At 63.1% G+C, this 12054-nt stretch carries 12 protein-coding genes and 1 pseudogene; 6 read left to right on the forward strand and 7 right to left on the reverse strand.

Translation table 11 applies throughout. The features are described from left to right. Nucleotides 1-135: 135 nt before the first annotated feature. Nucleotides 136-1455, forward strand: a complete 1320-nt coding sequence (locus FPB55_RS20535) for an MFS transporter (protein ID WP_009683086.1) — start codon at nucleotides 136-138, stop codon at nucleotides 1453-1455. 165 nt (nucleotides 1456-1620) lie between these two features. Here the strand turns inward: FPB55_RS20535 and FPB55_RS20540 are convergent. Further along, nucleotides 1621-1890: pseudogene (locus FPB55_RS20540) on the reverse strand (hypothetical protein); the annotation flags it as partial. A 294-nt stretch (nucleotides 1891-2184) separates the two neighbouring features. Here FPB55_RS20540 and FPB55_RS20545 point away from each other — a divergent pair. Both FPB55_RS20545 and FPB55_RS20550 read left to right on the forward strand, forming a co-directional pair. After that, entirely contained in the window at nucleotides 2185-2472 is a 288-nt protein-coding gene (locus tag FPB55_RS20545) for a hypothetical protein (protein WP_144189173.1), read from the forward strand. Between the two features lie 117 nt (nucleotides 2473-2589). Then, nucleotides 2590-3195 (forward strand): flavin reductase family protein, encoded by a 606-nt coding sequence (locus FPB55_RS20550; RefSeq protein WP_009683089.1) that lies wholly within the window; start codon nucleotides 2590-2592, stop codon nucleotides 3193-3195. Here the strand turns inward: FPB55_RS20550 and FPB55_RS20555 are convergent, their stop codons facing one another. Then, nucleotides 3196-3453, reverse strand: a complete 258-nt coding sequence (locus tag FPB55_RS20555) for a hypothetical protein (protein WP_009683090.1) — start codon at nucleotides 3451-3453, stop codon at nucleotides 3196-3198. Nucleotides 3454-3512: 59 nt separating this feature from the next. Then, the gene (locus tag FPB55_RS20560) at nucleotides 3513-3806 is read right to left on the reverse strand and encodes an antibiotic biosynthesis monooxygenase family protein (RefSeq protein WP_009683091.1); all 294 of its coding nucleotides are present in this window, start codon (nucleotides 3804-3806) and stop codon (nucleotides 3513-3515) included. Between the two features lie 201 nt (nucleotides 3807-4007). Between FPB55_RS20560 and FPB55_RS20565 the strand changes: the two genes are divergently transcribed. Continuing rightward, nucleotides 4008-4928, forward strand: a complete 921-nt coding sequence (locus FPB55_RS20565; RefSeq protein ID WP_029884879.1) for an AraC family transcriptional regulator — start codon at nucleotides 4008-4010, stop codon at nucleotides 4926-4928. A 496-nt stretch (nucleotides 4929-5424) separates the two neighbouring features. On the opposite strand, the gene FPB55_RS20570 is transcribed toward FPB55_RS20565, so the two are convergent. Next, entirely contained in the window at nucleotides 5425-7062 is a 1638-nt protein-coding gene (locus FPB55_RS20570; protein WP_144189175.1) for a 5-guanidino-2-oxopentanoate decarboxylase, read from the reverse strand. A 113-nt stretch (nucleotides 7063-7175) separates the two neighbouring features. Between FPB55_RS20570 and FPB55_RS20575 the strand changes: the two genes are divergently transcribed. Next, a complete protein-coding gene (locus FPB55_RS20575) occupies nucleotides 7176-8051 on the forward strand; it encodes a LysR substrate-binding domain-containing protein (protein ID WP_029888058.1) in 876 nt (291 codons plus the stop codon). Nucleotides 8052-8149: 98 nt separating this feature from the next. On the opposite strand, the gene FPB55_RS20585 is transcribed toward FPB55_RS20575, so the two are convergent. Both FPB55_RS20585 and FPB55_RS20590 read right to left on the reverse strand, forming a co-directional pair. Then, nucleotides 8150-8764: an NAD(P)-dependent oxidoreductase gene (locus FPB55_RS20585; RefSeq protein WP_009685604.1), complete on the reverse strand. Its 615-nt coding sequence runs from the start codon at nucleotides 8762-8764 to the stop codon at nucleotides 8150-8152. Between the two features lie 27 nt (nucleotides 8765-8791). After that, nucleotides 8792-9667, reverse strand: coding sequence for an MBL fold metallo-hydrolase (locus FPB55_RS20590; protein ID WP_009685605.1), 876 nt, complete (start codon nucleotides 9665-9667; stop codon nucleotides 8792-8794). 103 nt (nucleotides 9668-9770) lie between these two features. Between FPB55_RS20590 and FPB55_RS20595 the strand changes: the two genes are divergently transcribed. Next, nucleotides 9771-10685, forward strand: a complete 915-nt coding sequence (locus FPB55_RS20595) for a LysR family transcriptional regulator (RefSeq protein WP_115294665.1) — start codon at nucleotides 9771-9773, stop codon at nucleotides 10683-10685. Between the two features lie 97 nt (nucleotides 10686-10782). Here the strand turns inward: FPB55_RS20595 and FPB55_RS20600 are convergent, their stop codons facing one another. Further along, a complete protein-coding gene (locus FPB55_RS20600; RefSeq protein ID WP_115294666.1) occupies nucleotides 10783-11652 on the reverse strand; it encodes an oxaloacetate decarboxylase in 870 nt (289 codons plus the stop codon). Nucleotides 11653-12054: the final 402 nt, after the last annotated feature.

Genomic DNA, 12054 nt, shown 5'->3' on the forward strand with positions numbered 1-12054 from the left:
GGCCGGCGAAGTGCCCGCAAAGCGGTCTATTGCCCCGGTTTAGGTCGGCCCGCCCCGGTTTGGCACACCTTCTGCAAATGCTCGTGTCAGCTGCGCCCAGGCGCGCTTCACAACAACAACGAGAAGGTATCCCTGATGGATAACGCCACCTCCCTGCCCGCTGGGGCGGCCGCTGCGCCTGCCGCAGAAAAAACTACCGCCAGCCGCCTGAAGTCGATCTTCAGCGGGTCCATCGGCAACATGGTCGAATGGTACGACTGGTACGTCTACGCCGCATTCTCGCTGTATTTCGCCAAGGCCTTCTTCCCGGCCGGCGACTCCACTGCACAACTGCTCAACACCGCCGCGATTTTCGCCGTTGGCTTTTTGATGCGCCCGATCGGCGGCTGGCTGATGGGCCTTTACGCCGACCGCAAAGGCCGCAAGGCCGCGCTGATGGCCTCGGTACTGCTGATGTGCGCCGGCTCGCTGGTCATCGCCCTGACGCCTGGCTATGAAACCATCGGCTTCGCCGCACCGGTCCTGCTGGTCATCGCCCGCCTGATGCAGGGCCTGTCGGTGGGTGGCGAATACGGCACCTCGGCAACCTACCTCAGCGAAATGGCCAGCAAGGACCGCCGCGGCTTCTTCTCCAGCTTCCAGTACGTGACCCTCATCTCCGGCCAGCTCATCGCCCTGGCAGTGCTGATCGTCCTGCAACAGACCCTGACCACCGAGCAGCTGTATGCCTGGGGCTGGCGCGTACCCTTCGTGATCGGTGCGCTGTGCGCCGTGGTCGCGCTGTACCTGCGCCGTGGCATGGAAGAAACCGCCTCGTTCACCAAGAAGGAAAAAGCCAAGGAAAGCCTGATGCGCACCCTGCTGCGCCACCCCAAGGAACTGATGACCGTGGTTGGCCTGACCATGGGCGGTACCCTGGCCTTCTACACCTACACCACCTACATGCAGAAGTACCTGGTCAATACCGTGGGCATGAGCATCAGCGACTCGACCACGATCTCGGCCGCCACGTTGTTCCTGTTCATGTGCCTGCAGCCTGTGATCGGCGGTCTGTCCGACAAGATCGGCCGGCGCCCGATCCTGATCGCCTTCGGTGTACTGGGTACCCTGTTCACCGTGCCGATCCTCAGCACCCTGCATACTATCCAGACCTGGTGGGGGGCGTTCTTCCTGATCATGGCAGCGCTGATCATCGTCAGTGGCTATACCTCGATCAACGCCGTGGTCAAAGCTGAACTGTTCCCGACCGAAATCCGCGCCCTTGGCGTGGGCCTGCCCTACGCACTGACCGTTTCGATCTTCGGCGGCACCGCCGAGTACGTGGCGCTGTGGTTCAAGAGCGCGGGCATGGAAAGCGGCTTCTATTGGTACGTCACCGCCTGTATCGCCTGCTCGCTGCTGGTGTACGCGACGATGAAGGACACCAAACAGCACTCTCGTATCACCACCGAGTGACCCGGTAAGGCCGTTCTGCAAGGGCGCCCAACGTGCAGGGCGCCTTTTTTTATGCCCCCTAATGCCCCATGAGCCGATTAGCTGAGCTATTCGGCTCATGGGATGGGTGTGAAAGGCCGTTTGCTGGGCAAGCGTGAAAGCATTGACCCGTTACCGCATCAACATTCAGGACATTTCCAGCGCCTGACGCGGTTCACGACGCTGGTACCAGCTAGCCACCAGTACCAGTACCAGCAGCACGCCACCCAGCACGGCCGATGAACCGACCGTGCCGAAGTCCAGCTTGCCCTTCGCATGAGGTTTGGTCAGGAAGTCGCCCAGAGCGGTACCCAAGGTCAGCGGCAGGATCCCGATCAGCAGGGCCGTACCGGTGGCATAGACCATGCCCAGGGTAGGGTCCATGAAGTCGGACATCGTGGTGCCGACGGTGCTGGTGGGCTGAAAAATAGGTAGGTAAGCGATGAAAAAACGTTCATCGGTGATCTGCATCAGGTGTTCTTCTTAATCCCCTATTAATTGCCACCCTTCAGCCTTCACGGGCTGACTGATGAAGGGTGCATGCACCAACCCGTGCCCGGCCAGGCAAACGCCTATACGACGATTACAGCACCTTAAAATATCGAATAAGTCGATTATTTAGTGCTTATATTTGCGCTTTTTAATCAGCATATTGGGCGTAATATTTAAGTCACGGAAACAAACAACCCACAAATCCCTGGAGCAATGACCATGAAAAACAAACTGATCCTCACCCTGGCCCTGTCGGTTTTCGCCACTGGCGCCTTTGCCGAAGATGGTTTCGACCGGACCAATGCCCACACCTTTGCCGCAGCCCAGACCCAGTCGGCCAGCTACGCTGAAGACGGCTTCGACCGCACCGGCGGCCAACGCTTTGCCGAAGACGGCTTCGACCGCACCGGCGGCCAACGCTTCGCTGAAGACGGCTTCGACCGCACCGGCGGCCAACGCTTCGCTGAAGACGGCTTCGACCGCACCGGCGCCAACCGCATCAGCTGATCCCTGCTGCGAGCGCCCAGCCCGGCTTTTGCCGGGCTTGATCATTTGCAGGCAAGCAAAGGCTTGGCACACTAGGCTTCTTGTCTACCAGGAGGTAGGGCCAGTAAGCCCAGCACAATGTATTACTACGAACCCGCCAAAGGCCACGGCCTGCCCCACGACCCCTTCAACGCCATCGTCGGTCCACGTCCTATCGGCTGGATCTCTTCGCAAGACCGCGAGGGACGCTTGAACCTGGCGCCCTACAGCTTCTTCAATGCCTTCAACTACATCCCGCCAATCATCGGTTTCTGCAGTGTCGGGCGCAAAGACAGCCTGAACAATATCGAGCAGACCGGTGAATTCGTCTGGAACCTGGCCACGCGATCGCTGGCCGAGCAGATGAACCAGAGCTGTGCGCCGGTGGCTGCCGAGGTCAGTGAATTCGAGTTGAGCGGCCTCACCGCCACACCGTCAAGCCTGGTCAAGGTGCCGCGCGTGGGCGAAACCCCGGTCGCGTTCGAGTGCAAGGTCAGCCAGATCGTCCAGCTCAAGCGGGCCGACCAGGCGCTGGTACCCAGCTGGCTGATTCTTGGGGAAGTGGTGGCCGTGCACATTGCCGACCACCTGCTGAAGAACGGTATTTACGATACCGCGGCAGCCGAACCTATCTTGCGCGGTGGTGGCCCGGCGGACTATTTCGAGCTGGGCAACCTGTTCAAGATGGCCCGCCCGCCGGCCTGATCACCAGACCAGCTCACCCTCAGCGCTAACGCCTTGCAGGCGCTGCAGTTCGGCCGTGGCCGCTTCGTCGGCGGCCACGGCGCCCTTGAACACCTGGCCGTCGAGCACCTTGTGAAAACGCGGCGCGCCGCCCATACCCAGGGCTTTGACTGCGATGGCCGCGTGATAGCCACCACCTTCGGCCGGCACCATCGCCGACACCGCTTCGAACTGCGGGAATTCCCTACGTGCCATGTTGCTCTCTGCCTGCTTGATCATGGCCCGGCATGTTAACCCAAACCCCAGCCAGCGCGCGCGCTGTGGGAGGGGCCATGCCGTCAGTCGAATGTATGCAAGTCGAGGCTGCTGACCACCTGCGCCTGCACCAGCTCACCGAACATCTCCAGCGTGGGCGACGCAAAATAGCCACTCATGGCCTGTTGGTCCTGCCAACTGCCGCTGAGCAGCCACAGGTCAGCGTCGGCCTGCGAACGCTGTACGCTGAAACTCAGGCAACCCGGCGCACGCAGCGACGGCTCAAGCAGGTCACGCAGGCGCGCGCCAAGCTCCGCAGAACGCCCGCTGCTGGCACGAATGAACGCAAGATGGGTGACCGGTTGTTTTAGGGCCATTGCACTATCTCCTTGAAGCAAGCGGACGAAAAAGCCAGGCTGCCAAGGTTAGGGGTTCGCCCGCGCAACCCGTTAGGCCATTACTGCTCGCCGCTTGCCTGATCCTGCGGCGCGGCAGGATCAGGCAAGCGACGTGCAGCTTTCGACTAGCGTCGGCCGTTGCCCAAACCTATGCTGCGACCGTCAGCAGAGGAAAGCATCATGACCATCGCCACGCCCACCGACCCGACCCTGGAACTGCAGCGCCTGGAGCTGGCCGAGCTGATTACCCGCCATGCCGGCGAGCCCCACGGCCCGGCGTCGGCCATCGCGGATCTGTACCTGGTGCGCTACACCGAGAATGTGCGCTCGGTCCCTACCCTGGCGCAACCGGCCTTGTGCATCCTTGCACAAGGCAGCAAAAGCCTGTTTCTGGGTGACGAGCAGTATGCCTACGATCCACTGCACTACATGGTGGTTTCGGTCACCCTGCCGTTGAGCGGCGTGCGGCTCGATGCCAGCCCCGAGCACCCCAGCCTGGGTTTGCGCATGGACCTGGACCCGGCCGAGATCAGCCAGTTGATCGCCGAAAGCGGCCCGATGCTGGTGCCCAACAAGCCATCGGGCCGTGGCCTGTACGTGGATAAAACCGATGCGGCGTTGCTCGACGCCCTGTTGCGGTTGCTGCGCCTGCTGGATAGCCCACGCGACATCTCCATGCTGGCGCCACTGGTCCGCCGTGAGATCCTCTACCGCCTGTTGCGTGGGCCGCAGGGTTATCGGCTGTACGAAATCGCCTTGGCGAACAGCCAGACCCACCGGGTTTGCCAGGCCATCGCCTGGCTCAACAACCACTACCAACAGCCACTGCGTATCGAGGACCTGGCCCGTGAGGTCAACCTCAGCACCTCGACCTTGCACCACCGCTTCAAGGCGGTGACCTCGATGAGCCCGTTGCAGTACCAGAAGCAACTGCGCCTGCAGGAGGCACGGCGGTTGATGCTCAACGACGGGCTCGAGGCGGCGGTGGCGGCCTACCGGGTGGGCTATGAAAGCCCCTCGCAGTTCAGCCGCGAGTACAGCCGGCTGTACGGCGCGCCGCCCATTCGGGATGTGGCTCGGTTGCGGGCCAATGCTGGCTGAAGTTCAGGGTGGCTGTACCGGCCCCATCGCTGGCAAGCCAGCTCCCACAGGGATCGCCTTAGGGCTGACAGGTGTTTGTCAGACGATATGCAGCGCCTGTTAGAGCGAGCGCCGCCCGCGCGGCGCATCGCGAGCTGCGCTCGCTCCTACGTTTGTTTCGGGCCAATTATTCCTGTGGGATTTGCGCGCGAACGCCTTGGTGCATGCCTCAATATCGCGCCGTACAAACAAGGCGGCCGCGCGCGCCTGTCACAGGCGTTACTGGCCCGAAACAAACGTAGGAGCGAGCGCAGCTCGCGATTGCGCCGCGCGGGCGGCGCTCGATCTCACAGGCGCTGAAGATGCTCCGGCTACCCTTGCCAGGAACCATAGAATCTCCCACAGGGTGGACTGCCCCCAAGAAATTGGATTGGTGTCCAACTTATTGGGGGCAGTCCATTTGTGGGAGCTGGCTTGCCAGCGATAGGGCCGGCACCAGCAACCCAAGACTCAAGGTTCAACCGACAACCGTGCCCTGCCACTGGTGCTGGTCTACCTGGATCAATGTCGGCCCCTTGCGCTCCACCGCCTGCCCCAGCGCCGCCTGCAATTGCGCCACATCCGCCACGCTCTGCGCTGCGGCCCCCAACGCCCGCGCCACGCCGATGAAGTCTGGGGTATGGATATCCACCCCGACCGGCTCGATCGCCCGGTTGAGCATGTACTTCTTGATCTCTTCGTAGCCCTGGTTATTCCACAGCAGCACGATCAACGGCACCTGCGCCTCCACGGCACTGGCCAACTCCGGCAGCGTGAATTGCAGGCCGCCATCGCCAATCAGGCACACCACTGGCGCCCGCTCAACGGCGTGCTCGGCACTGCCCAACCAGGCACCCATGGCCGCCGGCAAGGCATAGCCCAGGGTGCCGTAGCCCGTCGAGGCGTTGAACCAGCGGCGCGGCTGGTCCATGTCCAAGGTCAGGTTGCCGGTGTAGACCGGCTGGGTAGAATCGCCCACCAGCACCACACCGGGCAGGCGCTGCACGATGGCCGTCAACAAGCGTGTCTGGCTCAGGGTCGGCTGGTCCCAGCCGGTTGCCAAGGCTTCCCGCAGCCTGGTCACGCGAGCCCGCCCCCAGTTGCGGTCGTGTACCCCCTGCGGCTGCGCCTGCAAGGCCGCCAGCAGCGCTTCGGCAGCCAGTTCGGCGTCGGCCACCAGTGCCAGTTCCGGCAGGTAGTTGCGCACGGTCTGGTCCGGGTCGATGTCGATGCGCAGCAGGCTCCCCGGGATGTCGAAACCGCCTTTGAAGGTCACGTCATAATCGGTTTCGGCCAGTTCGGTACCGATCGCCAGCACCACGTCGGCCTCGGCCACCAGCGCCCGCGTAGCCGGTAGCGACTGGGTCGAGCCAATCTGCAGCGGGTGGCTGGATGGCAGCAAGCCCTTGGCATTGATGGTCAGGGCTACCGGTGCCTGCAGGTGCTCGGCCAGGCGGGCCAGCGCAGCACCTGCTGCCAAGGCACCCCCACCGGCCAGGATCAATGGCCGCCGCGCGCTGGCCAGGCGTTCAGCCATCTGCGCCACGGCCAGCGGTGCAGCCCCTGCACGGTTACCCCGTACCGGGCGGCCCGGCAACAGTTGGTCGGCGGGCTGAACCAGCACATCCAGCGGGATCTCGATATGCACTGGGCGCGGCCGGGCGCTGTCGAATACCGCGAAGGCCCGCGCCAATACCTGAGGCAGATCGGCTGCATTCATCAGGGTGTGCGAAAACGCCGCGACACCCGCCACCAGCGCCGCCTGGTCAGGCAACTCGTGCAGCTTGCCACGGCCACCGCCCAGCTGGTCACGCGACTGCACGCTGGAGATCACCAGCATCGGAATCGAATCGGCATAGGCCTGGCCCATGGCGGTGGCGATGTTGGTCATGCCCGGGCCGGTAATGATGAAGCACACCCCGGGTTTGCCGCGGGTGCGCGCATAGCCGTCAGCCATGAACCCGGCGCCCTGCTCGTGGCGCGGGGTGATATGGCGAATGGACGAGCCCGCCAGGCCTCGGTAAAGCTCCACAGTATGCACGCCGGGGATGCCGAAGACATGGTCCACGCCATAGCCTTCAAGGAGTTTGACCAGCACTTCGCCGCAGGTTGCCATGGGGTTCACCATCAATCTTGTTGGGTTATGCGCTTATTGGACCCAAGCCACGGCTATCGCCACAATGCAAAAAAACACATACTAGCCATGTCCTGAAGTCATGGCTTATTGCGATGAAACGCCTCCCGCCCTTACCCGCCTTGCATACCTTCCTGATCACCGCCCAGTGCTGCAATTTCACTCGCGCCGGGCAGCTGTTGCACATCACCCAGGGCGCCGTCAGCCGGCAGATCGCCGCCCTGGAGCAGCACTTGGGTTATGCCCTGTTCCAGCGCCAGGCCCGCGGTTTGAGCCTGACCCGTGAAGGCCAGGACTGGCTGCCACGGGTGCAACAGGTGTTTGCGCTGATCGAACAAGGGGTGCGTGAGGTGGGAGAGCACAGCACGACCCTGCAGTTGAAGGCCCCCACGTGTGTGATGCGCTGGCTGCTGCCGCGCTTGATGGAGTGGCAGGCACTGCGCCCGGATGTACCGGTGGAACTGACCACGACCGTTCAGCATGGCGTGGATTTGCGCCGCGAGGGCTTTGATGCCGCGGTGGTCTATGGCGAGGCACCGAACCACGGGCTGCAGGTGCGCAAGCTGTTCGATGAGCAACTGACGCCGGTCTGCGCACCGTCTTTGCGTGAGGGGCTGCTGCCCTTGCAGCAGGTTGAAGACCTCGCGCGGCACATGTTGCTGCACCCCTCGCGGGATGAGCATGATTGGCGGTTATGGCTGCAGGCGGCTGGGGTAACGCTGGCTGCGCAGGGGCCGAAGCAGCACTTCGAAACGCTGGACATGGCCATGGCCATGGCGTCGCAGGGGACAGGCGTGGCTATCGGTGATTGGTCGCTGATTGGCGATGACTTGCGTAGCGGGCGGCTTTGCATGCCGTTTGCGCTGAAGGTGCGGACCGGTAAGGGCTACTACCTGGTGAGCCAGGCCAGGAACCTGCCGGCGGGGTTGCTGGAGCTGCTGGACTGGCTGGAGGGCCAGGCCAGCTTGTGAAGGCCTGTTCGCGGGCACGCCCGCTCCCACAGGTGACGCACAGGATTTGAAACCTGTGCAATACCTGTGGGAGCGGGCGAGCCCGCGAAGCAGGCGACTCAATACCCGACCGTGAACCGCTGCCGCGAATGCTGCGGTTTCTCCAGCTCATCCAGCATGGCAATCGCATAGTCGGCAAAGGTGATCCAGCTCTTGCCATCCGCAGCGATCAGCAGATGGTCCTTGCCCAGCGTGTAGTGCCCGCTGCGCTCGCCTTCAACAAACTCCGCCGAGGGTGAGAGGAAGGTCCAATCCAGGTCCTGCTCGCCCTGCAACGCCTCCAGAAACCGCACACCGCCCGTGGCCTCGGCCTTGTAGGCCTCCGGGAAATCAGGGCTGTCGATCACCCGCTGCCCCGACGGCAGCAACAGGCTGGCGGCACCGCCAACCACCAGCAGGCGTTTGACCCCGGCACGCTTGACCGGCTCGATGATCGCCTGCGGCTCGATGGTGGAGAAGTGCGCTGCACTCAGTACTGCGTCCACACCTGTCACTGCGGCCTCCAGGGCTGTGCCGTCCTTGGCATCCAGCGCCTTGATAGTCACCCCGTCACGCCCCTGCAGCTGCGACGGGTCGCGGGCAATCGCGACCACGTTATGGCCACGGCGCAGGGCCTCTTCCAGCAACTGGCTGCCAGCACGACCGGTGGCGCCGATGATTGCAATCTTGCTCATGTCATACGCTCCATCAATTGAACGGAATTACCACTTCATTTCGCCCTTGGCGACCTTGGCCCCCAGCTCCAGCGAGCTTTCATCGGCCAGGCCCGGGTAACGCTGCTTCATCGCCTTGATCAGCGCGCCGGCATCTTTCGCCTTGGCGGCCTCGCTGTCGAAATCGCGAATGTAGTTGGCCGTGAAACGCACGGCCTCCAACGAACGGCTGCTATCGCCCAGGTAGTGGCCCGGGACGACCGTGCGCGGCGCCAGCGCTTCGATGCGCGCCAGGGTGCTCAGCCAGTCGGCATGGGACTTGGGCGTTTGCGTATCCGCCATCCACACATGAATGTGCTCGGCTACCACGACACCGCCGACCACGGCCTTGATCGAAGGGATCCAGACGAAACTGCGGTCAGGCTGAGGGCCGTCCAGGCCGACCACTTCCAGGGCTTGCCCCTCCAGGGTCAGGCGGTCGCCTTCGAGCACCTGAGGCAGCACCAGCCGCGCCGGTTTGTCGGCCCCCATCTGCGGCCCCCAGTAGGCCAGCTTGGCCTCCATGGTCTGGCGGATGTGCGCAACGGTGGCAGCCGAAGCCAGCACCTTGGCGTCGGGGAACGCCTGGGTCACGGTATCCAGGCCAAAGTAGTAATCCGGGTCACCGTGGCTGATGTAGATGCTGGTCAGGTGCTTGCCACCCGCCCGCAGGCGTTGCACCAGTTGCTCGGCCTGGGCCTTGCCGAACTGGGCATCGACCAGCACCGCATCGTGCTCGCCACTGACGATTACCGAGCTCACCGGGAAAATAGCGTCGTGGCCGGGGTTGTAGACTTCCAGGTGCAAAGGCTCGGCGGCCATGGCCGGCCCGGCGAGGGTGACGCAGGCCAGCAGCAGGCCACGCAGAGGGGTGAACAGGGACATTGGGTAAGCCTTCCGCTAGATCGATGACCCACAGCTTAGTTGCCCGATCCGTAACAAAAAATGCGATGCTTGGACATAGTTTGTTTCTGAAAGCGAGCAAGTCATGGACCGTCTGAACGCCATGCGCGTCTTTGTCACCGTTGTCGACCTGGGCAGCCAGTCAGCGGCGGCGGATCACCTGCAACTGTCGCGTCCGGTCGTATCGCGTTACCTGGCCGAGCTGGAAGACTGGGTGGGTGCACGCCTGATGCAACGCACCACACGCAAGCTCAGCCTGACGGCCGCCGGCCAGGAAACCCTGCCCCGTTGCCGGCAATTGCTGGACCTGGCAGGTGAACTGCAGGCCGCAGTACAACAACCGGACGATGCCCCCAAGGGGGCATTGCGCATCAGCGTCAGCACCTCGTTCGGCCAGGCCCAACTGGTGGATGCCATCGCGGCTTATGTGCAGCGTTACCCCGGTGTGAAGGTTGAACTGCAGATGCTCGACCGCACCGTCAACCTGGTAGACGAGCGCATCGACCTGGCCATCCGCACCAGCAACGACCTGGACCCCAACCTGATTGCCAGGCGGCTGAGCGTGTGCCGGTCGGTGGTCTGTGCGGCACCCGCCTATCTGCACGAGCATGGCACCCCGCAACAGGTCGAGGAACTGAGCCGGCACAACTGCCTGACCCATGCCTACTTCGGCCATAGCCTGTGGCACTTCGACGTGGCCGGCCAGCAGGTCAGCGTGCCGGTGGCCGGCAACATCAGCGCCAATGAGGCAATGACCTTGCAGAAGGCGGCACTGGCTGGGGCCGGCATCGCCATGTTGCCGACCTACCAGGCCGCCGACGCCCTGCGCAAAGGTGAACTGGTGCGGCTGCTGGCACACGCCAGGCCGCGCGAGCTGAACCTGAATGCGGTGTACACCTCGCGCAAGCACATGCCGGCCACCTTGCGCAGCATGCTGGATTTTTTGGTGGAGCGGTTCAAGGACGACCCAGAGTGGGACCGCGATCTGTCATGGGCATGATGGCCTCATCGCCGGCCAGCCGGCATGGCTATGCGCCTTGGTCCCACCTGTCGCTGTACCTTGAGCGCCGTCCGTTGAGTTGACGGCGCCCTGCCGGTCACTCCTCGACGCTCATGTACTCCTTGGCCCAGCGGATGTAGTCCTCGGGCTGGGTGTAGGTGTGCGAGAGTTCGGTGGCGCTGAGGTTGTCCGACTTGTTCTGCTTGCCGCGCTGCAGCCGCAAGCAGTCGTAGGTGGCTTTGATTGCAGCAAAGTACGCCGCGTGGCCATCGACGGCTATGCGCACGCCCAGGCGTGCCAGGCGCTCGTCGTCATGCAGGTTCGGGTTGCCATAGGTGACCAGCATCAGCGGCACGGTCAGGTGCTCGGCGATCTTTTCGAGCTGCTCGAAGTCCTTTACGCCCACCATGCAGATGCCATCGGCACCGGCCTTCTGGTAGCTCTGGGTACGCACGATGATTTCTTCGTTGGTGAGCACGCCAGCATTGGTACGGGCGATGATCGACAACGACGAATCGACCCGGGCCTCCAATGCCGCCCGGATCTTGCCAACGCCCTCATCAACCGGGATCAGGTCGGTGGACTTGCGCCCGAACTGGGCTGGCAGCAGGGTGTCCTCGATGGTCAGGGCAGCCACCCCGGCACGCTCCAGCTCGATCACCGTGCGCATCACGTTCAGTGCGTTGCCATAGCCATGGTCGGCGTCGGCCAGCACCGGCAACTGCGCCACCCGGCCAATCCGGGTAGCCTGCTCGACGAACTCACTGAGGGTGATCAGCGCAAAGTCCGGCGCAGCCAGCACCTGCAACGAGGCGACCGAGCCGCCGAGGATACCGACCTCGAACCCCAGGTCAGCCGCAATGCGTGCCGACATCGGATCGAACACCGAGGCGGTGTGGTAACAGGAACCTGAAGCGAGCAGCTCGCGGAAGGCAAAACGCAGATCTTGATGGGAAGCCTTGGGCATGATCACTCCGCAATTATGTGCAAATTTTGAACGGTAACTACCGACCCCTGCAATCGGGTCTACCTGACCTGTTCCAACCGTCGCCATGTGGGCGGTCATGCTCGGCATGCAGGCAGAGGAATAAAAGGTGTGGGAGACAGTGGCCCGTGAAACCTGCGGCATAATGTTGCACCAAGCTGGTGCAACCCGCGGCATTCGGCCCCTGTGGCATACCAACGATATCACGCGGCCATGCTGCACTGGATGAATACGCCAATGCCGATTCGGCATAGGGGATGCAGTTAGTACATAGGAAGCTACCTAACTCGGGTTACAATTCGAGGGCCTGTTCGCGGGCACGCCCGCTCCCACAGATACGGCTCATGCTCGAGCCTGATCGTTACCGGTGGGCGCGGGCATGCC

The organism is Pseudomonas sp. BJP69 (assembly GCF_007633355.1).
In the GTDB taxonomy this organism is placed as follows: domain Bacteria; phylum Pseudomonadota; class Gammaproteobacteria; order Pseudomonadales; family Pseudomonadaceae; genus Aquipseudomonas; species Aquipseudomonas juntendi.